Consider the following 23,115-nt stretch of genomic DNA (forward strand, 5'->3'; position numbering starts at 1 on the left):
AATGAGCGATAAAGACAAATACTACATTACAACGCCGATCTTCTATCCTAATGGTGCACCGCATATCGGTCATGCCTACACCATGATTGCCAGCGATGCCCTTGCGCGCTTTCGCAGGCTGGACGGCGTGGATGTGCGTTTCCTGTCCGGCACCGACGAGCATGGCCAGAAGATGCAGCAAACCGCCGAAAAGGAAGGCATCGCGCCGATCGAACTGGCGGATCGCAATTCGGCAGTGTTTCGCGGGCTGCTCGCTGAGCTGAATTGTTCCAATGACGATTTCATCCGCACCACGGAAGAGCGCCATCGCAAGGCTGTACAGGCGCTCTGGAAGCGCATGCAGGACAATGGCGATATTTATCTCGGGAAATATGGCGGCTGGTATTCGGTGCGCCAGGAAGCCTATTTTGACGAGAGCGAAACGACTGTCGGTGAGGATGGCCTGCGCCGTGAGCCGCTCGGTTCTCCGGTCGAATGGGTCGAGGAGGAAAGCTATTTCTTCAAGCTGTCTGCCTATGGCGACAAGCTGCTCGAATATTTTGACCAGCATCCCGATTTCATCGGCCCGGCCGAACGGCGCAATGAGGTCGTCTCATTCGTGAAATCCGGCCTCAAGGATCTTTCGATCTCGCGCACCACCTTCGACTGGGGTGTGCCGGTTCCAGATAACCCGGATCATGTGATGTATGTCTGGGTCGACGCGCTGACCAACTATATCACGGCGCTCGGTTTCCCCGATGAGAGCGATCCGCTGTGGTCATACTGGCCGGGCGTACACATCATCGGCAAGGATATCATCCGTTTCCATGCGGTTTACTGGCCGGCATTCCTGATGTCCGCCGGTGTGCCGCTGCCGGAACGGGTCTATGCGCACGGGTTTCTCCTCAACAAGGGGGAGAAGATGTCGAAATCCGTGGGCAATGTCATCGACCCCTTCAATCTTGTCGACCATTTCGGCCTCGACCAGATCCGCTATTTCCTGCTGCGTGAGGTCTCGTTCGGTCAGGATGGCAGCTATAGCGATGAAGCGATTGGCATCCGCATCAATTCCGATCTTGCCAACGGTATCGGCAATCTCGCTAGTCGGTCGCTGTCGATGATCGCCAAGAACTGCGACGGCCAGATCCCTGAATGCGGGCCGTTGGCGGCCGAAGACGAGACGATGCTGGCCGCTGCTGACGCGGCGATCGATACTGTCCGCGACGCCATGGAGAAGTTCGCGATCCACCGCGCCATGGCGGCCATTATCGGGCTTGTCTCGGAGGCCGACCGTTATTTTGCAGGGCAGGAGCCCTGGGCTTTAAGGAAAACCGATCCGGAGCGCATGGCGACCGTGCTTTATGTGACGGCCGAGGTGGTGCGCCAAGTGGCAATCCTGTTGCAGCCGGCTATGCCGACCTCTGCGGGAAAACTGCTCGATCTGATTTCGATACCGGAAACAGAACGCGACTTTAAGCATTTGGGTAAGGCTGGCCGGCTGAAGGCTGGCACACCGCAGGAAAAGCCGTCCCCAGTCTTTCCGCGCTATGTCGCGCCTGAGGAATAGGAACTCATGCTGATCGATACGCACTGTCATCTCGATTTTCCCGACTTCGACGCCGAGCGTGACGATCTCGTTACGCGGGCGAAGGAGGCGGGCGTTGCACAGATGGTGACGATCTCAACACGGGTGAAGAAGTTCAATCAGGTTGTTGAAATCGCAGAAAAATATGAGAATGTGTTCTGCTCTGTCGGAACCCATCCGGCCAATGCTGATGAAGAACTCGATATCAGCACCGATGACGTCATTCGCCTGAGTGATCACCCCAAAGTGGTGGCGATCGGCGAGGCCGGGCTTGACTACCATTACCAGCCGGAAAAGGCAGAGGCACAGAAGACGGGCCTCAGGCGCCATATTGCTGCCGCTCGCAAAACCGGTCTGCCACTGGTGATCCACAGCCGTGATGCCGATGATGACATGGCCGCAATCCTGCGTGAGGAGGCAGGCGAGGGCGCGTTTCCCTTCATTCTGCATTGCTTCTCTTCCGGCGCGGCACTGGCGCGCACAGGTGTCGAGCTCGGCGGATACGTTTCCTTTTCAGGTATCCTGACCTTCAAGAAGTCGGACGAGTTGCGGGCGATTGCCGCCGATGTTCCCATGGACCGCCTGCTGGTGGAAACCGACGCGCCCTATCTGGCGCCGACACCGTTTCGCGGCAAGCGCAATGAGCCATCCTACGTGGTCAACACGGCCCGCGTTCTGGCTGAGGTCAAGGGCATAAGCGAGGCTGAGATAGCTGATACGACCACAGAAAACGCCTTTCGTTGCTTCTCAAAGATGACGCGGGTCTGACCTTGGTCTACCGCCGCCGTTTCACCATTCTCGGCTGTTCGTCATCGCCCGGTGTGCCGCGCATCACCGGAGACTGGGGGCTTGCGACCCGCAAAACCCGAAGAATCGGCGCACACGCACGGCACTGTTGGTGGAGCAGTTTGCTCCCGACGGCGGCGCGACGACGGTGGTGATCGACACCGGGCCTGATTTTCGTGAGCAAATGGTGCGCGAAGGCGTAGGCCGTATTGATGCAGTGCTGTTCACCCACGCTCATGCCGACCATATTCACGGCATTGACGACCTTCGCGGTTATTTTCACGCTCAGCGTCAGCGGATTCCCGTTTATGCTGACGAGCAGACGATGGCGCGGATGCTCGAAGGCTTTGCCTATTGTCTCGAAACACCGAAGGGCAGTGCCTATCCTCCGATTGCACAGGCCAATGTCATTGCCGATTTCGAAAAGCCGGTTATCATCGATGGACCCGGCGGAATGATGCGGTTCATGCCGCACCGCCAGCAGCATGGCGATATTATTTCGCTCGGCTATCGGCTGGGCGATGTTGCCTATTGCACAGATGTTAGCGACTTTCCGGCCACCGCCATCGAAAAGCTGCGCGATCTCGATCTTCTGGTGATCGACGCACTGCAGTACCACCCGCATCCGAGCCACCTGTCGCTGGGGCAGGCCTTGTCCTGGGTGGATTATCTCGGCGCGCGCAGGGCGATTCTGACCCATATGCATATCCCTCTCGACTATGAGACGGTTGCAAAAGAGACCCCCGATTATGTTGAACCTGCCTATGACGGGTTGAGCGTCGAGGTCTTGATTGCCGACGAGGCGCTCTGAATTTTCCTAATAGAAATTTCTGAGAGGTGCCGGGATTCCGTGTGTTCGGCATCGTCGATCGGCTTGAATTTCCTGCCATAAACATCTGTTTTCGCAGTAAAAGCCAATACAGACGAAAGTCTGTCAACCCCATAAAATCATCAAACCCCGGTTGAAATTGCGATCATTTTTGCCCATTCTTTGTCCGTTATTTAAATTTGAGGTTGATTTAGGCAGCGCGAATTGCAGTATGAAGCCGGATCATTTGAGAAGGCGCGCACAAGAATGCGGCCCGCGAGGTCCAAAATAATAAGGGGACAAAATGGCTGAAAACCGGGGTGCTTCGGTTAAGTACGATAGTGTTCAAAAAAGTTATGATGGCGAAAGCCTCGTTGTTAAAAAATTAAATCTGGATATTCCGCCGGGCGAATTTCTGACCATGCTCGGCCCGTCAGGTTCAGGGAAAACCACCTGCCTGATGATGTTGGCCGGGTTCGAACCGGCCACTTACGGTGAGATCTATCTCAACGAAAGGCCGATTAACAACGTACCGCCGCACAAGCGCGGAATCGGCATGGTGTTCCAGAATTACGCGCTGTTTCCGCATATGTCGGTGGCTGAAAATCTCGCGTTTCCGCTGCAGTTGCGCAACATCGGCAAGGCCGAGCAGGAGGAAAAGGTCAAGCGTGCGCTCGACATGGTCCAGCTCGGAGATTTCGGAAGCCGGCGTCCTGCGCAGCTTTCCGGCGGCCAGCAGCAGCGTGTGGCCGTGGCCCGCGCGCTGGTGTTTGACCCGGAACTGGTGCTGATGGATGAACCTCTCGGCGCGCTCGACAAGCAGCTGCGCGAGCAGATGCAGTACGAGATCAAGCACATCCACGACAACCTCGGCGTGACCTTCGTTTACGTGACGCATGACCAGACCGAGGCGTTGACCATGTCGGACCGCGTCGCAGTGTTCAACGACGGTATCGTGCAGCAGCTTTCGGAACCATCCGCGCTTTACGAAAACCCTCAGAACTCGTTCGTCGCCCAGTTTATCGGCGAGAACAATAAGCTCAGCGGGACGGTTACCGAGGTTCGCGGCGATGAATGCGCGGTCAAGCTCGATGACGGCACCATGATCGTTGCCGACAAGGTGAATGTCGACAAGGTCGGCGACCGCACCACTATTTCGCTCCGTCCAGAGCGTGTCGAAATCGTTCCCACGGATGATCATGCCAACACCATTACCGGCACGATCGAGGAACTGATCTATCTTGGCGACCACATCCGCGTGCGCATGAATGTGTGCGGAAACAACGAGTTCGTCGTCAAGGTTAGAAATCGCGGCGAGCGCTGGGATTTGCACCAAGGCAAGCAGCAGGCGATCGGGTTTACCGCCGCCGACTGCAAGGCGCTTGATCCTGTCGCGTAAGTAGCGTCCGCTGGTCCTGTGACCGGCGGTTCTCTCAAGATGCGGGCATTGAGGCCCGCAGAATTATCTCGAAGAAGGGGAAGAAAGACTATGAAAACCAAGTCTATTATTCTGGCACTGGCGGCATCGCTTGCCACATCGACGGCGGCCTACGCCGAAGAAATGACCATCGTCTCGTGGGGCGGCGCGTACCAGGCTTCTCAGAAGAGCGCCTACACGGATCCCTATATGGAAATGAACCCGGATATCGAAGTTGTCTGGGACGAATCGTCGAATGAGGCCGTTGCCAAGCTCAGAGCCATGAACGAGGCCGGCAATGTCACATGGGATCTGGTCGATGTTGTTGCCGCTGATGCCATGCGTCTTTGCGACGAAGGCCTCGCCATGGAATACGATCCCGACGAAATGCTCGCTCCGGCGCCGGATGGCACACCGGCATCGGAAGATTTCGGCGACCTGATCGTTTCGGACTGCTTCATTCCGCAGATCGTTTATTCAACAACCGCTGCTTACCGTCCGGATCTTCTGCCGGAAGGTGCGCCGGCGCCGGAATCTATCTGCGCAATGTTCGACACCGAAACCTATCCGGGCAAGCGCGCTCTTGAAAAGCGCCCGATCAACAATGTTGAATGGGCTTTGATCTGCGACGGGGTTGCCAAGGAAGATGTCTACGACGTTCTGGAAACTGAAGAAGGCCAGGACCGCGCTTTTGCCAAGCTCGACACCATCAAGGATGACGTGATCTGGTGGTCGGCCGCTGCTGAGCCGCCGCAGCTTCTGGCTGACGGTGAAATCGTGATGGGCTCTTCCTATAATGGCCGTTGGTTCTCCGCGATTGTTGAAGAAAACCAGCCCTTTAAAATGCTCTGGGATGCCCAGGTGTTCGACCTTGACGGCTGGATCATTCCCGCAGGTCTTCCGGAAGACCGCCTCGCCATGGTCAAGGATTTCGTGAAGTACGCGACCGATACGCAGCGCCTGGCCGACCAGGCCGCATACATCTCATACGGCCCGGCGCGTAACTCCTCGGCTCCGCTCGTCGGAAAGCATGCCGAACTCGGCGTTGACATGGGCCCGCACATGCCGACCGCTCCGGAAAACTCCAAGAACGTGTTTGTCTATAACTACGAATGGTGGGCTGACTACCGCGATGACCTGGACGCCAAGTTCCAGGCCTGGCTGGTACAGTAAGCTCTGACTTCGATCAGACACGCGGAAGGGCCGGTCGGCCCTTCCGCACCGCAAATGTTGAACGGTCGCGACAGATGGCCGACAGCGAATGCCGAAGGCCGAACCAGAAAGAAGCGGGGAACATGAGCGACACGACCACCAACACGGCGGAGAAGCTGACGACCTCCGACGGCAAGCCGCTGAAGGCTAGCCTGGCCAAAGCGCTGAGACGCCAGAAGATGCGCGCGCTCCTTCTCATTGCGCCGCTCCTGCTGTTTGTGCTGATTTCCTTCGCCGCGCCGATCGTCGATATGTTGTTTCGCTCGGTGCAGAACGAGATTGTACCCGAGACGCTGCCACGCACGGTCACGGTGCTTGAAAGTTGGGATGAGAGCTCTGGCGAAATACCCAGCGATGTTGTGTTTTCCGCACTGCGCGATGATCTTGTGATCGCGGCCGAGCGCAAGCGGCATACGCGCCTTGGTTCACGGCTGAACTACGAAATGACCGGGATGTCGAGCCTGTTCCGCAAGACCGGACGCAGGGTCGATGATTTCGGCGAGATCTTTACTGAGCAATTCGAAAATCTGAATGAAGCCTGGGTCGAGCCCGCCACATGGGTCTCCCTGATGGCATCTGAAGACTGGGTCGCTGCGCAGTCCAAATGGGCAGCCGCTGGCGATGATGCGGTGCCCCAGCCCGCTTTCGTGCTTTCCGAGGCCGCGAAACAGGCACTGCCGCGCACGGCCGATATTTACAGCGGTTTCGCTGACGTCATCCGGACAGAAGACGGTGACAGCCCGACGCAAGAAGAACCCTGGAATCCGGTCTACGCTGCGCTTTATGATGATCTGATCGAAAATCCGGATGCTGCTTCATCCTATTCTGGCGCGATGGCTGAGTTGCTGCTGACGGCGGCCGAGGCGGTCCCGAGTTTCGAAGCGCTCACCGCGCGTGAGGAGTTCATCGATGCCGATGAGGACTGGGGCTCGCTCGCGGTCTGGCAAACGCTTGATCGTTATTCCGGCCGCTACACCGACGGCTATTATCTGGCGGCGCTTGATGCCCAGCGAACCGCGGATGGTATCGAGATGGTGCCTGAGGGGCAGCGCATCTATCTGCTGCTGTTCATGCGTACACTGATTTTGAGTGTCGTGATCACGTGCTCGTGCCTGCTGCTTGGCTATCCTGTGGCATTCCTGCTGTCGCATCTGCCGCTGAGGTCCGCGAACCTGCTGATGATCCTCGTGCTTCTGCCATTCTGGACATCGCTTCTGGTGCGCACCTCGGCCTGGAAGGTTCTGCTGCAGCAACAGGGTGTCATCAACGATATGCTGGTGTTCATCGGGCTTGTGTCGGATGACGGGCGACTTGCGCTGATCAACAACGCGACAGGCACGGTCATTGCCATGACCCATATTCTGCTGCCGTTCATGATCCTGCCGCTCTATTCGGTGATGAAGACGATTTCACCGACTTATGTGCGCGCGGCCAAGAGCCTTGGGGCGACCGACTGGACGGCGTTCTGGCGGATTTATTTCCCGCAGTCTGTGCCGGGGATCGGCGCGGGTGCTGTTCTGGTCTTCATCCTGTCGATCGGCTACTACATCACGCCCGAACTTGTCGGCGGTACCTCCGGTATCTTCATCTCGAACCGGATCGCCTACCACATCTCGAGTTCCCTGAACTGGGGCCTGGCTGCCGCGCTCGGCACCCTGCTTCTGCTGGTGGTGATGCTCTGCTTTGTCATCTACGACAAGGTCATCGGCATCGACAACGTGAAACTCGGATAGGAGACCGACCATGGCCCAACTGCCGCCCTATATGACGACGCCCCAGCGGGTCTGGTATTATGGCTTCCGGGTGATCTGCGGACTGATCTTCTTCTTCCTGATCTTTCCGATCATGGTCATCATTCCGCTGAGCTTCAATGCAACAGACTTCTTCACCTTCACGCCGGAAATGCTGGCGTTTGATCCCGCCGGCTATTCCTTCAAGCATTATCATGACTTCTTCACCAACCCGGACTGGCAGCAGGCGCTCAGAAACTCGGTGATGATCGCGCCGGCCGCTACGCTGCTGGCCACAAGCTTCGGCACGCTAGCAGCGATCGGACTGTCGCAAAGTCACGTGCCGTATCGTGGCGCCATCATGGCGATCTTGATTTCACCGATGATCGTGCCGCTGATCATTTCGGCCGCCGGCATGTATTTCTTCTATTCGCGCATCGGCATTCAGGGCACCTACTGGGGCGTTGTGCTGGCACATGCCGTGCTTGGCACACCATTCGTGATCATCACCGTGACGGCAACACTGGTCGGCTTCGACCAGTCGCTGGAGCGGGCCGCCGCGAGCCTTGGTGCCAATCCGGTCACTACTTTCTTCAAGGTGCAGATGCCGCTGATCCTGCCCGGTGTGATTTCTGGCGCGCTGTTCGCTTTTATCACTTCGTTCGATGAGGTGGTTGTTGTGCTGTTCGTTGGTTCGGCCTCGCAAAAGACGCTGCCATGGCAGATGTTTACCGGATTGCGCGAGCAGATTTCACCAACGATCCTTGCTGTCGCCTCGATCCTTGTGACGCTGTCGGTGATCCTACTGACGGTGCTGGAGCTGATGCGCCGCCGTTCAGAAAAACAGCGCGGTCTGACACCGGGCTGACACCTAAAAACGATCCGTCCTTTCACGCCCTCCGTAGAGATGTGTAAACCACATTCTCACGGAGGGCGACTTGTCTATATCGCTGCTGATTTTTGTTTTCATCGGTCTTTGCCTTGGCATGTCCGGAGCATGGGCTGTCCAGAGACTGACCGGCAACAGCGGCTGGATCGATACGATCTGGGCTGCGATAACGGGGCTGGCGGGTCTGTCCGTCATTGTCTTCTCTGTCGACGGCAATCCTGCCCGCAAATGGCTCGCCGGTATCCTTGTCGGCCTGTGGGCGCTCAGACTGGCTGGCCATATCGCCACCCGCAGCGCCGGCAAGAAGGATGACCCACGCTATGCGGCCCTGATCGAGGAGTGGGGAGACAGTGCCGGGCCGCGGCTTCTCTGGTTCCTGCTGATCCAGGCCTTTGCTGCATTCATTCTCACGCTTTCGATCTACGCCGCCATTCTCAACCCCGCGCCCTTTCCGGGGATACTTGATGGGCTCGCGCTTGTCGTTGCGTTGATTGCAATTGCCGGTGAGGGCACGGCCGACTGGCAGCTGTCCCAGTTCAAGCGCAGAAGTCCTGAGGGCAAGACGGTTTGCGACATCGGGCTGTGGGGCTATTCCCGCCATCCCAACTATTTCTTCGAGTGGTCGTGGTGGTGCGCCTGGCCGCTTCTGGCGCTATCAGGGTTTCAGGCGGCCTTCCCCTTTGTCGTGTCGCTTCTGGCTCCGGTGATGATGTACTGGCTGCTCAACCATGTCTCGGGCATTCCCTATCTCGAAAAGCATATGGAGGCATCGCGCGGAGAGGCATTTACGGCCTATAAAAGCAGGGTGAATGCATTCTTCCCCTGGTTTCCCCAACAGAAAACAAGTCAATAAATACATGTGAATGAGCGGACATGCTTATGTCAGAAATCAACAACCGCGAAACCGAGGCGCTGCATCGTGACGATCCGCTTTGCGGTGCGGCGGGCGCATGTGCTCTGGTGCTTGCGCTCAACAAGCCGGTCTATCCGGTCTACATCTGGTTTCTGGCAGAAAGCGCCTTTCGTCTCTCGCTCATGGCTGCGCTGACGATGCCGCTCTATCTTGTGGTTTGGTACCTGTCGCGCCGCGGGCGAAGCCTTGCGGCCCGCCTCGGCATGGTGCTCGTCGGGCTCGCCGATACACTGGTGATAGCGTTCATTCTCGGCGACGAGAGCAACACGCTGGCCTTTCTGTTTGCCTGCATCATGCTGGCGGGGCTTGTGTTCTACCGCACGGAGGTTTGGTTATCGCGGGGGCTGATTGCGGCGATCTTCGTCCTGTTCGTCGCGCTTGAAGGCCGGATCGGCGGACCGCTGATGGCGGTCGCACCCGGTGACATGCAAAATATCGCCTATCTGAACATCACCGGCGCAGCAGCGTTGGCAGCGTTCATGATGCTGCGTTTCCCCAGACCGCTGCGGGACGTTTAGCGTCAGGCTGCCGGTTTATGCAGGTGAAACTGAGCAACGTCGATCCGGCCGGCGTTGAACCCGGAGGCGCAGTAGTTGAGATAATACTGCCACATCCGCCGGAACCGGTCGTCAAACCCGAGTGGCCGGATCGTTTCCCATTCGGCGAGAAAACGCTCCTCCCATTCCAGAAGCGTCCGGGCGTAATCCTTGCCGAATGCAAACAGGTCTTTTACGGCCAGACCGGCACTCGCAGCACCTTTGCGGAATGTTTCAACAGACGGCAGCATGCCTCCGGGGAAGATGTAATGCTGGATGAAATCCGGATTGTTGCGGTAGTCATCGAGACGATGGTGCTCGATGGCGATCGACTGGATTACCGCCGTGCCGCCCGGCGTCAGCCGTGCATTGACCGTATCAAAGAACACCGGCCAGTTTTCCTCCCCGACCGCCTCGAACATTTCGATCGAGACAATCTTGTCAAATGTACCGTGGCAATCGCGGTAATCCTCGATCCGGATATCGGTCTTCGCGGAAAGCCCCTTGTCAGCGAGCCGTTTGCGGGCAAATTTCGCTTGCTCCTGTGATAGCGTAAGCCCGGTGACATGGCAGCCCGTGGTTGCTGCGGCATGTTCTGCAAAACCGCCCCAGCCGCAGCCGATTTCAAGAATACGATCTTCCGGACCGATCTGGAGGCAGGCGAGAATCCGGTCGTATTTCGCTGTCTGGGCTTCCGGGAGAGACCGTTCGCGACCCTCGTAGAGTGCGCTTGAATAGGTCATCGTTTCATCCAGCCAGAGCTTGTAAAACGCATTGCCGAGGTCGTAATGGAAGGCGATGTTGCGGCGACTGCCGGTCTTGGTATTGGCGCGCAGGCGATGTCGGAACCGCGACATCTGGGTAAACAGATAGGACGAGGACAAGAGTTTCGAAAATTCTTCCTCGTTGACGAGCGCCAGATCGATGACGGCAGCGAGGTCCGGAGTGTCCCAGTCGCCGTCAATATAGGAGCGCGCAAACCCGAGATCGCCTTCACTGAGGAGGCGGTAGAGCGGACGCGGGTTGTTGAGTTTGATCTCGGCCGCCGGACCCTCGTTTCTTCCGGTAACCCTGGTGACGCGTCCGTGCGGAAAGCGCAGCGTCAGTGAACCTGTGTTGATCCGGCTCGCCATGCCGGCGATGGGCTTCTGCCAGAGTTTGAGGTTTTTGTGGGGGGCGTATCCGTCATGCGTTGCGTTCATCTGGCCTGTCTCTTCGCGGCTTGCCGTCCGCGACCACGCTTTGAATGCGCAATGCGGATGGCCGGTGTTTGAATACCGGTATTCCCTTCATCAGTAACCGTACCGCTTCCAGGTGAATGCCCGCAATGATTTTTAACGTCATCAACGGATAGGCAAAAAAGGCGGAGAGAAGAGACCGGTCGCTGAGCTCGTGACGTCTTCCGTTGAAGGCAGCAAACAGCAGGGGGCCTTCGCTGTCTTTTTCGTTGATGCGTACGGATACCGTTCCGCCTGGCGGTGCGATCGAAAAATGATATTCGCACTCCATCGGGATGAACGGCGAGACATAGAGCTGTTTTTCCGCAGTCTGCCGAACGGGGCGGGTATCATCAACAACGGGGATCACATAGGTCATGCGCTCCTTGAAGGTGTTGCAGACCTCATAGAGGATCGCGACAAGCGTGCCATCCGCGCGGTAGCAGAAGTAAACCGTCAGCGGATTGAAGACATAGCCGAGGATGCGTGGGTAGCAGAGCATTTCCACCCGCGCGACCGCTTCGTCAATGCCTGCGTTGGAAAGCTCTTCGAGCGCCCAGGACTTCAGGTCACCAAGGGCAAGCTTGCCATGGTCGCGGTCATGAACGCTGAATAACGAAAACCGGTTGTGGCCAAAGAGTTTCAGGCGGCGGCCGAGTACTGGAAGTTCGTCAAGGTCGACCAGTAGCGAGAACACGCGGTAGTGAAGCCGGTGGACTTTTGGCCGATGCCGGCGGTGGATGACGTCGCCTCTGTATATGGCGGAAAATGATGTCATTCCGCGGCTGCCAGAGCTGGCTCCAGGTGGATGCGTCCCGACTCGTTTTCTACCGACCAAGGCCGTTTGATCCCGCCGAGCGCTTCCGCCACGGCAAGGCCGGACTGCAAGCCGTCCTCATGGAAACCGCTGCCGAAATGCGCGCCGCAATACCAGACATTGCCACGGCCCTGGATTTGCCAGAGGTCGCGCTGGGCGTCGATTGCGTTTCGGTCAAACAGAGGGTGGGTATAGGTGTAGCGGGCGTGAACCATGTCGTTACGGATCGGTTCGGCCGGGTTGAGCGTTACAAACAGCGGATAGCGCTCGTCGATATTCTGCAGCCGGTTCATCCAGTAGGTGACGCACAGAGAAATCTCGTCCGGCCCCTTCCGCTCCAGATAATTCCAGCTCGACCAGACCTTGCGGCGTTTCGGCATCTGCCGTTCGTCGCTGTGCAGATAGGCCTCATTTGTGGTGTAGCGAAAGGCAGAAAGAAGCCGCTCTTCGTTCTCGTCTGCATCTGCCAGCATACCCAGCGCCTGATCGCCATGGGTTGCGACAACCACGGCGTCAAACTCCTGTTGTTCACCATGATCCAGCGTCAAACGCACGCGGTCTTCCAGGCGGTGGATCTGCCGCACCGGCGTTGCAAGACGGATTTCGCCGTTGATGTCCTTTAGCATGCGCGTGACATAGGAGCGGCTGCCGCCGGAAACCGTGCGCCATTGCGGGCGGTCGACGAGGGTCAGCAATCCGTGGCTTTCGAAAAATCGCGTGAACGCTGCCAACGGATAGGCACGCATCTGGTCAGCTGTTGTCGACCATATCGCCGCACCCATCGGCAGGATGTGGTCTTCAACAAACCGTCTGGAATAGCCCTTGCTGTCCAGATAGTCGCCAAGCGTCAGTTCCATCCCCATCATGTCTTTCGCCGCTGCCGGCGCCTCCCGATAGAACCGGAAGATATCATAGACCATCCGCCAGAAGCTGAAGCGCAGGACGTTCGACTTCTGGGCGAGAAGGGTTGCGATGTTGTTGCCACCATATTCGAACGCGCCATTATTCAGCGAAGCCGCAAACGACATATCAGATTCGTCGGTCGCCACACCGAGATGCGAAAACATGGCCGTCAGATTGGGATAATTGCGCTCATTATAGACGATGAAGCCGGTATCGACTGCAATATTCTCGCCATTGATGACGGCATCTGCGGTGTTCGAGTGTCCACCGGGGCGGCTGTCCGCTTCGAATAGCGTGACATTGGAGGATTTGCTCAACAGCCATGCGGCCGAAAGGCCTGAAATGCCGGAACCTATGACGGCAATCTTTCGATCTGCGCGGATTTTCTTGTGAGCCTTGTCCAGCTTGTGATGCATGTACGGTTTTCCTCTGATCTTTAGCCAGAACTACGCACGCAGCAGACGGACGGATTGAATTCGCGACAAAATTGTTGGAACCTTCAATCCGGATGGGAACCCGCGTCGTAATAGCGGTCATGACAGACCTTGCTCACTACATACCGGCTGACGGCACGGTTCCCAAAATAGCTCGTTTACGGGCGGCGTCCACTATTGTGGGCACAAGGGTACCAAGGTCGAAAGGTTCAGCTTTGGCGGAATTATCGGCGGAAGAAATGACACTCTGCCTGGTGCGAACCGGGCGGTCGCGCGATGTTGCTTCGTTCGAGCGGCTATTCGTGTATTTCGGCCCGCGCATTCGAAGCTATATGCTCAAGCGCGCGCTCGACGGGCCGCTTGCGGAGGAGCTGATGCAGGAGACCATGATGATGGTCTGGCGCAAGGCTTCAATGTTCGATCCGCAACGAGGCAATGCGTCAGCCTGGGTTTTCACGCTGGCCCGTAATGTGATGATCGACAATCTGCGCAAGGCAAAACGGCCGCAATTCGATCCGAATGACCCGGCCTTCGTGCCAGATGCGCCGGAACCGCCCGACAGCCACTTTGAACAGGACGAAAGCGCCAAACGGATGCGGCAAGCCCTTTCCACACTCCCGAAAGAACAGGCCGAACTGTTGCACATGTCGTTTTTCGAGGACATTTCCCACAGCATGATCGCTGAAAAGACAAACCTGCCTCTGGGCACCGTAAAGTCCCGTATACGCGCCGCGTTTTCCAAGCTGCGCTCGACACTGGGAGAAGAGCGATGAGCCAGATCAATCACCATATTTCAGATGCGCTGTTGCTCGAATACGCTGCTGGTTCGCTCGAAGAGGGCTGGAGCCTTGCCGTCGCCACGCATCTGGCGCTGTGCCCGGATTGCCGCAAACGCCTCACATTGATGGAGGCCACGGGCGGCGCGCTGATGGAAGACATTGAACCGGAACGCGCGCCCGACGCGGAGAAGGCGAGCTGGGAAAGCATGCTGCGCCGGCTGAAGGCTGAGCCTGTGGAGCAGCCGGTGAGTGAACCGGACACTGCACAAACCTTGGCAGTGAATGATCAGGCGGTGCCAGAACCGCTGCGGTCTTATATCGGCGGTTCGCTCGATAATGTCGGCTGGCGCCGTGCCGGCATTGGTGCCGCGCAGTATCGGATCCCCGTCGAAGGCGATATCAATGTGCGTCTGCTGCGTGTCGGGCCCGGCAGGCCTTTGCCGGAACATGGCCATGGTGGCCGAGAGCTCACGCTGATCCTGCACGGCTGTTATCATTGCGACGATGAGGCATTCGGCCCCGGCGATTTTTCCGAGGAGGACGAGGATACGGTGCATGAGCCGGTGGTGACGCCGGACGGTGAGTGCATCTGTCTGATCGTGACCGATGCGCCGCTTAAGTTCCGAAGCCGGATCATGCGCGCATTCCAGCCATTGCTCGGTATTTGAGGAGGTGCCCATGTCCCGCTATCTGATCGCGTTTGCCGCAATGGCCGCATGCTTTTCGTTGCTCGATTTCATCTGGCTCGGTACGGTCGCCTTCAGCTTCTATGAGGCCGAGATCGGCGGGCTTCTGCTGCCGTCACCGAATTGGAATGCTGGTTTAAGTTTCTACTTCATGTACCTGATTGGTATATACTATTTTGTTGTCTACCCCGGCGTAAAGGCACGCTCATCCCTCAAGGGGCTGATCAATGGCGCGGTGTTTGGTTTCATGGCCTACGGCACATATGACCTCACCAATATGGCAACATTGAAGGACTGGTCCTGGACTGTGGTTGGTGTCGATATGGCCTGGGGCACGTTTGCGACCGGCCTGACCGGTTTTGTCAGCTGCTTTGCCACCGGCCGCATCGTCGCCCGCCGTTCCTGACACGACTTGACTTCGGTTTGTGTGTGCCGTTCAAACAGCGGATCGTTTCACCTGTGCCGAATGCCATGTTCAAGCTCACCAAGCCCGCCACCAGCGAGCGCGAAATCAAGAAGAGCCGGTTTGCCACCATCGCAGCGCCCGTTGCCGATGAGGCGGCGGCCAGGGCCTTTGTTGCGGAAAATTCCTTTGCCGATGCCAGCCACAATTGCTGGGCCTGGCGGCTCGGTGCAGATTACCGTTTTTCCGATGACGGGGAGCCGGGCGGCACGGCGGGAAAACCGATCCTGCAAGCCATCGAAGGACAAGAGATCGATGATGTCGTCGTGGTCGTTTCCCGCTGGTTTGGCGGCGTCAAACTGGGTACGGGCGGTCTGGCACGCGCCTATGGTGGCAGTGCCGCAGAGTGCCTGCGGCAGGCGGAAAAACAGCCCGTCATCGCCACCACGCTGCTTTCCGTTTCGGTTCTGTTTACCGATCTCGCGCTGGTGGAGGCGCGGCTTGAAACCTTTGACGATATCGCTGTGAGAGCCCGTGATTTTTCGCAAGACGGCGCGGTGTTTCAGCTCGATGTGCCCGATAGCAGGCTCGTGGGGCTTGCTGAATACCTGCGTGACCTAACAAGCGGCCGCGCCGGTATCGATCCCGATATTCTTGCCGGTCCTCCGCCGGAAACATGAAAAGGCGGAGGCAAGCGCTTTCCTTGCATGCTGAATGTTCTAATTAAGCTATGATGCAGCGAAGCGGGAACCGGCATGGCTTCCGCAACGTTTATACTGATACTTTTCCCTGTTTTGACCGAGGTGATTTTTATGCGTATGTCCGCCACCATTCTCGCCCTCGCTGTTCTTGCGGCTGGCTGTACCCAGCGCGCCGAGACGATTGGCGCCATGCCGGTTTCGCCCGGTGATTATGCCGAGTTGAACTGTAATCAGCTCAGCGCGCTGATGGTGGCGGAAAACGCCAAGCTGAAAGATCTCTCCCGCCTGCAGGACGAGGAGATCTTCGGTGATTTCCGGGTGATGGGCGCCAGTCTCGGCAGTGTCTCGGCTGAAGCCTCTCCCAATCAGGACAGTCTGATTGCCTATACCAAGGGCAAGGTCAACGCCGTCGATATCGCCATGCGCCGTCAGGGCTGCGCAATGTAATCTCAGCCACATGACGCACGTTCCAGCCTGCCTTGGCGGATTGCGTCTTCGTGTGTAGAACAAGCCCGACGCAGTATTAAGGGCAGAGTATTTCATGGCATCGGCGGGAAAACCGGAGGGTGAAGGCCCCGAGGCGGAGGCCTCCTCCGGGACACGGATCGGGTCCGTACTCAGGCTCTGGCCGGCGCTGATTGCGGCCTCTGCTGCCGTTGTCGTGCTGCTTTCGCTTGCCGGTCTTCCCGCCGGCCTTCTTCTGGGGCCGATGCTGACGGCCATTGCGTTTTCCTTTTTCGGCAAGCGCATTGCCGTGCCGATCGTGCCGTTCAGCCTGGCGCAGGGCATTGTCGGGCTGTTGATAGCGAGAACCATGACATGGCCGGTGTTGCAGGAGATCGGCGCGGACTGGTCGATTTTTGTCATGAGCGTGCTGGCGGTGGTGTTTGCCGCCGTCGCCCTTGGCTGGCTGCTGGCGCGGTTTCAGGTGCTGCCTGGCACCACGGCGATCTGGGGCGCGTTTCCCGGCGCTGCCACGGTGATGACGCTGATGTCCGGCTCCTTCGGCGCCGATATGCGCCTTGTCGCCTTCATGCAGTATACCCGCGTGGTCATCGTCACCATCGTTGCCGCCACCATTGCGCGGCTGTGGACCGGAACCGGCGGGGATGGCGCGCCAGAACCGATCCTCTGGCTGGTGACGCCCGACTGGTGGGCGCTTGGCCAGACGCTCGCGCTCGTCATCATCGGCGTTGTTGCCGGCAGGCGCTCCGGGCTTCCGGCGGGCGCGATGATCGTGCCGGTGGTTCTCGGCTCTGCGCTCAATGTCGCGGGCCTTGTGGATATCGAGCTGCCGCAGCCGCTGCTTGCTGTCTCCTATGCGCTGGTCGGCTGGGCGATCGGCTCGCGGTTCGACCGCGACGTCATCCGCCACGCCAGCCGGGCGCTTCCCCGCGTGCTGGCCTCCATTCTGGCGCTTGTGGCGACCTGCGCGGTGTTTGCCTGGCTTCTCGTCAGGTTCGTCGGCATTGATCCGTTGAGTGCCTATCTGGCCACCAGCCCCGGCGGTGCGGATGCGGTTGCCATCATTTCTGCCTCCACTGATGTCAACGTCGCCTTCGTGATGTCGATGCAGATTGCACGGTTCTTCTTCGTCATGGCGCTCGGGCCGATGCTGGCACGTTTCGTCGCCCGGCGGAGCCATTTTTAGGACAAAGGCGAAACGGTATTGTCGCGCGCGCGGCATCGCGTTAGCCTGAGCCAACAATAATCAGGGTCAGGCGGAGGAAATTTCATGTGCACACGCATCTTCTATGAAACCGGAACCGGAAGCTTCATAACCGGGCGCTCGATGGACTGGCGCGACGTGACCATGGAATCAGATCTCTGGGTGTTTCCGCGCGGTCTTGCCCGCAATGGCGGGGTGGGCGAGGGCTCCGCCGCGTGGACCTCGAAATACGGCTCGGTCATCGTCTCCATCTATAACCTAGCCACCTCAGACGGCCTGAACGAGGCGGGCCTTGCCGGCAACATGCTCTATCTGGTCGAATCGACCTATGGCGATCCGGCCGCGCGCGGCAAGCCGCTGATCTCGGTCGGGGCGTGGCTGCAATATATGCTCGACAATTTCGCAAACGTGGCGGAGGCCGTCGCGGCGATGGAGGGCGACCCGCTTACCATCATCACCGGCGAGGCTCCGAACGGCGCGCCCGCCAATGTGCATCTGGCGCTTTCCGATGCGTCCGGCGACAGCGCGATTTTCGAATTCGTCGGCGGTCAGCTGACGATCCATCACAGCCGCGATTTCAAGGTGATGACCAATTCGCCAGCCTATGATCAGCAACTTGCCATAAATTCCTATTGGGACCTCGTCGGCGGCAAGAGTTTTCTGCCGGGCACGGTCAACGCCGCCGACCGCTTCGCCCGCGCCAGCTACAATCTGAAAACCGCCGCCCCGCTGAAAGACCGCCGCGCAGCACTCGCCTCGGTGTTCTCGCAGGTGCGCGCGATCTCGACCCCGCTCGGCATGTCCGATCCCGAAAAACCCAACATCGCCTCCACCCTCTGGCGCACCGTCGCCGAACACGACCACCGCCGCTACTATTTCGACTCCGTCATCAACCCCTCGGTGTTCTGGGTCGATCTCAAGGACTTCGATCTCTCCGAGGGGGCGCCGGCGAAGACGCTGGGACTGAACGATCCGGCACTGCCGGGCGGGGATGTCGCGGGGCTGATGAAGGCGGCGGCGCCGTTTGAGTTTCTGGTGCCGTGAGGGCGCGCCTTCAGTCGCGACTGTATTTTTTGATAGCGAATGTGTTGGCAGATTAGAGCTGCCAGCGCGGTCAATGAAATGGGCAGAGTCGCACGAAGCGCGCGTATCCGCGTCGAGAGAATTCAACAATTTAGTCTTTGATATTTAATTTTCCCATTTTTGCAGTGATTATTTTTGATACATCCTCTAGATTAGAGCATGACTTACACTTAAAATAAGAAGGTATTTTTTATAATCTTGGGATATTAGAATAAGACATAGGGTAGACCAAAGATGCTTCCATTCTCGACGGAGTTCCCTGTAGTTCCGAGTGATAATCGAGGTTCGTTCGTAGCTGAGATTATAGCTTGGCTGCGAGGAATGAAGAACCAGACAGTTTTATCTGATTCTAATTCCAGAGAAATAGACGCGACGAATGCCCACGTTCGGTCTGAATCAGGGGAAGAGCTACGCATACGTGAGTTGCGGTCCGCTGACGGCTTTCTTGCTATCGGTGCTCGTTATGATCTTCCAGATGAGTTCGGTAGAATTTGGCGAACTGAGTGCGTATTGAAGCATCGCGCAGCTAATAATGGTCAGGATCTTTTAGAGCCCGATTTAAAAGTTGTTGAGTGATATCAGAAGGATGTGATTCAACCACCTCTGCCAAGAACGTGGAGGATCGCATGCCCTGGAATGATATCACCCGCCTGCAGCATAACCGGGATCGCCTTCGCTATCCAACCGATTTGACGGACCGTGAGTGGGCTGTAATTGCTCCACTGATACCGCTGGCCAAGCCCGGCGGGCGGCCACGGAAAACGAATATGAGGGAAGTGGTGAACGCGATCCTTTATATTGCGGGCAGCGGCAGTCAATGGCGGGCTCTGCCGAAGGACTTCCCTCCGGTCTCCACGGTGCGAGGCTATTTCTATGGCTGGCGCGACATCGGCCTTTGGCAGACCATCAATCATCTGCTCGTCTGCGCTACGCGCGAACTGGAGGGGCGCGAGGCCTCGCCCACAGCCGGTGTCATCGACAGCCAGAGTGTCAAGACCACCGAAAGCGGCGGGGTTTCGGGCTACGACGCCGGCAAGAAGATCAAGGGCCGCAAGCGCCACATCATCACCGATACGATCGGGCTGATGCTGTTCGTGCTTGTCCATGCTGCCGATATCCAGGACCGCGACGGTGCGCCCGATGTCCTGAAAGCCATCCGCTACCGTTTCCCCTGGTTGCGCCATGTCTTCGCAGATGGCGGCTATGCCGGGCAGAAGTTGCGAAAAGCGCTGCGCGGATGCGGCCAATGGAACCTTGAAATCATCAAGCGCTCCGACATAGCGAAAGGCTTTGAGGTTCTGCCCCGCCGATGGGTGGTGGAGCGCACCTTCGGCTGGTTCGGACGATGCCGTCGGTTGGCCAAAGATTGGGAAAAGTCCATCGCAAGCGCCACAGCATGGGTCAACATCGCCAGCATCAGGGTGATGACCAGACGCCTCGCACGATATTGTTTCCCATCATGAACTTTTGAATCCGGCTCTTAGAGGGGGCGGCTTCCAGAAGGATCCCGTCTGCGTATTGCAGATGTTTGCAGTCCGCCCCCCTATGATTGCGGTTCATTACATCTAGAACTTATATCCCAGCCCGACTTTCATCTGGTTTTGACTTGCCTTGAGGCTGAAATCGCTGTCCCAGCTGAAGGAATAATCGACCTTGGGATAATAGGAGTAGCGATATTCTGCACGTGCGAAGAAATTGTCGGTGAATGCGTGCTCCAGACCAGCTCCGACCGTCCAGCCCGCAAGTGTCTTGTTGCCGGTATCGATTGATTTTGCGTTGAAAGACCCGGTTACGCTGCCACTCGAAATTTCTCCGCCGGCTGTTCCGTAAAGCAGCGTTCGCTCGAAACCATAGCCGACGCGCCCGCGCAGTGATCCGCTCCAGCCGAGTGTCAGTTCTCCTTCTCCTGTCTCGATATTGTTGTTGATGACGACCTGGAGCGACTGATCGCCCGATCCTCCGAGATAGTCGAACTCGCCTTCCAGGCCGAGCACCATGTGGTTATCGAACTGATAGTTCGCCCCGACAAATCCGCCGCCGAGCCAGTTGTCGATTTTCAGGTGATCATCGACCAACCGGAAGGATTGTGGCTCCGCATCGGTCCAGTGGTAGCCCGCCAGCGCACCGAAATAAATCCCCGTCCATTTGAACATTTCCGGCACGGGAAGTGGCGGAGGAGCAGGCGGGGGCGAGATGACATCGGCGGCCGCGCTCGGGATGGCTGAACTGAGCAGGGCTGCAATCAAGACTGACATTCGGTTCACGTCGGTTCTCCTGATTGTGGTTGAATAAATCCGCTACAGACGAATCAATAACATTTATTAATTTACACTATTAATAGTATAAATGAAAATTTACGTCTAAAAATATTCAATATATAAATAATTTACTGCTATTTTAAATTAGTATTATTTGAAATTAGTCGATGACTTCGTTGGTGCGGGTTGATCGGCCCGGGTCTTGACGGCGCCATTCACCCGGCGCATAAAGCCAACATGAACACGGCCCTTTGCATTATCTGCATCATTATTCGCTAGCACCTCGCTGGCCGGCCGTCCTTGTCCTGAAATCGAGTTTATGACAGACGTCCCGGCCGGGTCGCTGGCCTGTTTTGTGCAAAAAGACTGATTTCGGGAGACTGGACATGGGCGAAGCCCTGAAGCTCTACAACACACTGAAGCGCGAGAAGCAGGTCTTCGAGCCGATAAACCGGCAGAATGTGCGCATGTATGTCTGCGGGCCGACGGTCTATGATTTCGCCCATATCGGCAATGCGCGGCCTGTGATCGTGTTCGATGTGCTGTTCCGGCTGTTGCGTCATCTCTATGGCGCAGACCACGTCACCTATGTCCGCAACATCACCGACGTTGACGACAAGATCAACGCGCGCGCCAAACGTGACTATCCGGACCTTCCGCTGAATGAGGCGATCCGCAAGGTGACAGAGAAGACGGCAAACCAGTTTCACAAGGATATTGCCGCGCTCGGTGTGCTGGAACCAACGGTGGAGCCACGCGCAACCGAGCATATCGATGGCATGGTGGCGATGATCCAGACGTTGCTGGACAAGGGCAATGCCTATGTGGTGAAGGGTGCCGAGGGCAGGGAGGTGCTGTTCGACGTGCCGTCCATGCCCGATTATGGCCAGCTATCGCGGCGCAATCTGGAAGATCAGCAGGCCGGTGCCCGCATCGCGGTCGAAGGCCACAAGAAAAGCCCTGCGGATTTCGTGCTATGGAAGGAAAGTGCGGCCGACGAGCCAGGCTGGGATGGACGCTTCACCGTTGACGGCCACAGCGAGACCATCAAAGGCCGTCCGGGCTGGCATATCGAATGCTCGGTGATGTCGGAAAAGCATCTCGGCGAAACCTTCGACATTCACGGCGGTGGCCTCGATTTGATCTTCCCCCACCACGAAAACGAAATCGCCCAATCTTGCTGTGCCCACGGCAACCACACGATGGCCAATGTCTGGATGCATAACGGCTTCGTGCAGGTCGAAGGCCGCAAGATGTCGAAATCCGACGGCAATTTCTTCACCATCCATGAGCTTCTGGAGACGACGAATTTCGGCGGTCGCAAATGGCCGGGCGAAGTGCTGCGGCTCGCCATGCTGATGACGCATTATCGCGAGCCGATCGATTTTTCGGTGAAGCGGCTGGAGGAGGCAGAGAACATTCTGGTGAAACTGCGGCGCAAAGCCGATGGTGGAATCGCTTCGGAACTTCATCCCGCATTCACTGCAGCCCTTTTCGATGACCTGAACACTCCGGAATACATCAGGAACATGCTGGCCTCGGGTCTCCCCGCTTCCACGTTGATTGCTGCGGCCGACCTTCTCGGACTTGATCTGCGACCGCAACAAGCAAGCTTTGACGTGGAAAAATATGTCTCGAAGAGGCTCGCCTTCATCCGCGAAAAAAACTGGGCGGAAGCGGACCGTATCCGCGATGAACTGGCGTCTCAGGGCATTCAGCTAAAGGATTCAAAAAGCAAGGAAACCGGCGAGCGCGAGACGACGTGGGAGGTGAAGCGGTGAGCGCAGCACAGTCGTTTTCCGGCGGCTGCCAGTGCGGGGCTGTGCGCTATCGCATTTCCGGCGCGCTGTCTTATCCGCATATCTGCCATTGCCGCATGTGCCAGAAGGCGTCGGGCAATTATTTCATGGCGCTTGCCGGCGCGGACCATGCCGCTTTCAGCCTGACGCGTGGCGCGCCAGGCTGGTTTCATTCCTCCGAACATGTCCGGCGTGGGTTCTGTGCGGCCTGCGGCACACCGCTGTTTTTCGAAACGGTCGATACCGATCGGATCGCGGTCACACTCGGCAGCCTGGACGATCCGTCTGCATTTCCACCGGTGTCGCAGGATGGTGTCGAAGGGCGGGTGCCGTTCTTTCACCTGCTTTCCGGCCTCAGGGAAATGCCGACCGACCGGTCCGATCTGCAGGGGGGCAATGATGCGATTGCCACCAGCATGCGCCAGCACCCCGATCACGATACCGAAACATGGCCGCCCGAAGATGACACGGACGCCGGATAACAAGGTCGAAAAGGCCACTCAGGGATGGA

22 protein-coding genes and 1 pseudogene are annotated in these 23,115 nt (G+C 57.7%); 19 read left to right on the forward strand and 4 right to left on the reverse strand.

The window, feature by feature from the left end; all coding sequences use genetic code 11:
- The first annotated feature begins 1 nt into the window (after window position 1).
- From metG to AC0L7L_RS07375, 9 genes and pseudogenes are all read left to right on the forward strand, one after another.
- Window positions 2-1,546 carry a methionine--tRNA ligase gene (gene metG / locus AC0L7L_RS07335; RefSeq protein ID WP_473513105.1) on the forward strand — a complete coding sequence of 515 codons (1,545 nt, stop codon included), beginning with the start codon at window positions 2-4 and terminating at the stop codon, window positions 1,544-1,546.
- Between the two features lie 6 nt (window positions 1,547-1,552).
- Entirely contained in the window at window positions 1,553-2,332 is a 780-nt protein-coding gene (locus AC0L7L_RS07340) for a TatD family hydrolase (protein WP_272211167.1), read from the forward strand.
- Window positions 2,333-2,334: 2 nt separating this feature from the next.
- Window positions 2,335-3,161, forward strand: a pseudogene (locus AC0L7L_RS07345) (MBL fold metallo-hydrolase).
- A gap of 301 nt (window positions 3,162-3,462) precedes the next feature.
- Window positions 3,463-4,557, forward strand: a complete 1,095-nt coding sequence (locus AC0L7L_RS07350; protein ID WP_473513109.1) for an ABC transporter ATP-binding protein — start codon at window positions 3,463-3,465, stop codon at window positions 4,555-4,557.
- Between the two features lie 90 nt (window positions 4,558-4,647).
- Window positions 4,648-5,748 carry an extracellular solute-binding protein gene (locus tag AC0L7L_RS07355; protein ID WP_473513112.1) on the forward strand — a complete coding sequence of 367 codons (1,101 nt, stop codon included), beginning with the start codon at window positions 4,648-4,650 and terminating at the stop codon, window positions 5,746-5,748.
- A 122-nt stretch (window positions 5,749-5,870) separates the two neighbouring features.
- A complete protein-coding gene (locus tag AC0L7L_RS07360) occupies window positions 5,871-7,520 on the forward strand; it encodes an ABC transporter permease (protein WP_473513114.1) in 1,650 nt (549 codons plus the stop codon).
- Window positions 7,521-7,530: 10 nt separating this feature from the next.
- On the forward strand, window positions 7,531-8,385 hold the full coding sequence (locus tag AC0L7L_RS07365) for an ABC transporter permease (RefSeq protein WP_272211171.1): 855 nt from the start codon (window positions 7,531-7,533) through the stop codon (window positions 8,383-8,385).
- A gap of 70 nt (window positions 8,386-8,455) precedes the next feature.
- A complete protein-coding gene (locus AC0L7L_RS07370) occupies window positions 8,456-9,259 on the forward strand; it encodes a DUF1295 domain-containing protein (RefSeq protein ID WP_473513118.1) in 804 nt (267 codons plus the stop codon).
- A 26-nt stretch (window positions 9,260-9,285) separates the two neighbouring features.
- The gene (locus tag AC0L7L_RS07375; protein WP_272211174.1) at window positions 9,286-9,837 is read left to right on the forward strand and encodes a hypothetical protein; all 552 of its coding nucleotides are present in this window, start codon (window positions 9,286-9,288) and stop codon (window positions 9,835-9,837) included.
- 2 nt (window positions 9,838-9,839) lie between these two features.
- Here AC0L7L_RS07375 and AC0L7L_RS07380 read toward each other — a convergent pair whose 3' ends face one another.
- From AC0L7L_RS07380 to AC0L7L_RS07390, 3 genes are read right to left on the reverse strand one after another with little or no spacing between them, the layout of a single operon-like run.
- Window positions 9,840-11,057 carry a class I SAM-dependent methyltransferase gene (locus AC0L7L_RS07380; RefSeq protein ID WP_473513121.1) on the reverse strand — a complete coding sequence of 406 codons (1,218 nt, stop codon included), beginning with the start codon at window positions 11,055-11,057 and terminating at the stop codon, window positions 9,840-9,842.
- The gene (locus AC0L7L_RS07385) at window positions 11,041-11,850 is read right to left on the reverse strand and encodes a DUF1365 domain-containing protein (protein ID WP_473513123.1); all 810 of its coding nucleotides are present in this window, start codon (window positions 11,848-11,850) and stop codon (window positions 11,041-11,043) included. Before AC0L7L_RS07385 ends, AC0L7L_RS07380 begins: the two co-directional genes overlap by 17 nt.
- On the reverse strand, window positions 11,847-13,208 hold the full coding sequence (locus AC0L7L_RS07390; RefSeq protein WP_272211177.1) for an NAD(P)/FAD-dependent oxidoreductase: 1,362 nt from the start codon (window positions 13,206-13,208) through the stop codon (window positions 11,847-11,849). Before AC0L7L_RS07390 ends, AC0L7L_RS07385 begins: the two co-directional genes overlap by 4 nt.
- Before the next feature lie 92 nt (window positions 13,209-13,300).
- Here AC0L7L_RS07390 and AC0L7L_RS07395 point away from each other — a divergent pair, with 92 nt between their 5' ends.
- The 8 genes from AC0L7L_RS07395 to AC0L7L_RS07430 all read left to right on the forward strand — a co-directional run bounded on the left by AC0L7L_RS07395 (window position 13,301) and on the right by AC0L7L_RS07430 (window position 20,010).
- Window positions 13,301-13,999, forward strand: coding sequence for a sigma-70 family RNA polymerase sigma factor (locus AC0L7L_RS07395; protein ID WP_473513125.1), 699 nt, complete (start codon window positions 13,301-13,303; stop codon window positions 13,997-13,999).
- Complete coding sequence (locus tag AC0L7L_RS07400) at window positions 13,996-14,673, forward strand: ChrR family anti-sigma-E factor (RefSeq protein ID WP_272211179.1); 678 nt, start codon at window positions 13,996-13,998, stop codon at window positions 14,671-14,673. Before AC0L7L_RS07395 ends, AC0L7L_RS07400 begins: the two co-directional genes overlap by 4 nt.
- 10 nt (window positions 14,674-14,683) lie before the next feature.
- Window positions 14,684-15,097, forward strand: a complete 414-nt coding sequence (locus AC0L7L_RS07405; RefSeq protein WP_272211180.1) for a DUF2177 family protein — start codon at window positions 14,684-14,686, stop codon at window positions 15,095-15,097.
- A gap of 65 nt (window positions 15,098-15,162) precedes the next feature.
- Complete coding sequence (locus tag AC0L7L_RS07410) at window positions 15,163-15,774, forward strand: IMPACT family protein (protein ID WP_473513814.1); 612 nt, start codon at window positions 15,163-15,165, stop codon at window positions 15,772-15,774.
- A 132-nt stretch (window positions 15,775-15,906) separates the two neighbouring features.
- On the forward strand, window positions 15,907-16,242 hold the full coding sequence (locus AC0L7L_RS07415; RefSeq protein WP_272211182.1) for a hypothetical protein: 336 nt from the start codon (window positions 15,907-15,909) through the stop codon (window positions 16,240-16,242).
- Window positions 16,243-16,336: 94 nt separating this feature from the next.
- Window positions 16,337-17,446, forward strand: a complete 1,110-nt coding sequence (locus AC0L7L_RS07420) for an AbrB family transcriptional regulator (RefSeq protein ID WP_272211183.1) — start codon at window positions 16,337-16,339, stop codon at window positions 17,444-17,446.
- Window positions 17,447-17,530: 84 nt separating this feature from the next.
- Window positions 17,531-18,508 (forward strand): linear amide C-N hydrolase, encoded by a 978-nt coding sequence (locus tag AC0L7L_RS07425; protein ID WP_473513132.1) that lies wholly within the window; start codon window positions 17,531-17,533, stop codon window positions 18,506-18,508.
- 665 nt (window positions 18,509-19,173) lie between these two features.
- Complete coding sequence (locus AC0L7L_RS07430; RefSeq protein ID WP_272210312.1) at window positions 19,174-20,010, forward strand: IS5 family transposase; 837 nt, start codon at window positions 19,174-19,176, stop codon at window positions 20,008-20,010.
- Window positions 20,011-20,112: 102 nt separating this feature from the next.
- Here AC0L7L_RS07430 and AC0L7L_RS07435 read toward each other — a convergent pair whose 3' ends face one another.
- Window positions 20,113-20,802, reverse strand: coding sequence for an outer membrane protein (locus AC0L7L_RS07435; protein ID WP_272214153.1), 690 nt, complete (start codon window positions 20,800-20,802; stop codon window positions 20,113-20,115).
- Window positions 20,803-21,191: 389 nt separating this feature from the next.
- Between AC0L7L_RS07435 and cysS the strand changes: the two genes are divergently transcribed.
- Window positions 21,192-22,586, forward strand: coding sequence for a cysteine--tRNA ligase (gene cysS / locus AC0L7L_RS07440; RefSeq protein WP_473513136.1), 1,395 nt, complete (start codon window positions 21,192-21,194; stop codon window positions 22,584-22,586).
- Window positions 22,583-23,086 (forward strand): GFA family protein, encoded by a 504-nt coding sequence (locus tag AC0L7L_RS07445; protein ID WP_473513139.1) that lies wholly within the window; start codon window positions 22,583-22,585, stop codon window positions 23,084-23,086. Before cysS ends, AC0L7L_RS07445 begins: the two co-directional genes overlap by 4 nt.
- Window positions 23,087-23,115 lie beyond the last annotated feature (29 nt).

Source organism: Martelella sp. K41-7 (assembly GCF_055808365.1).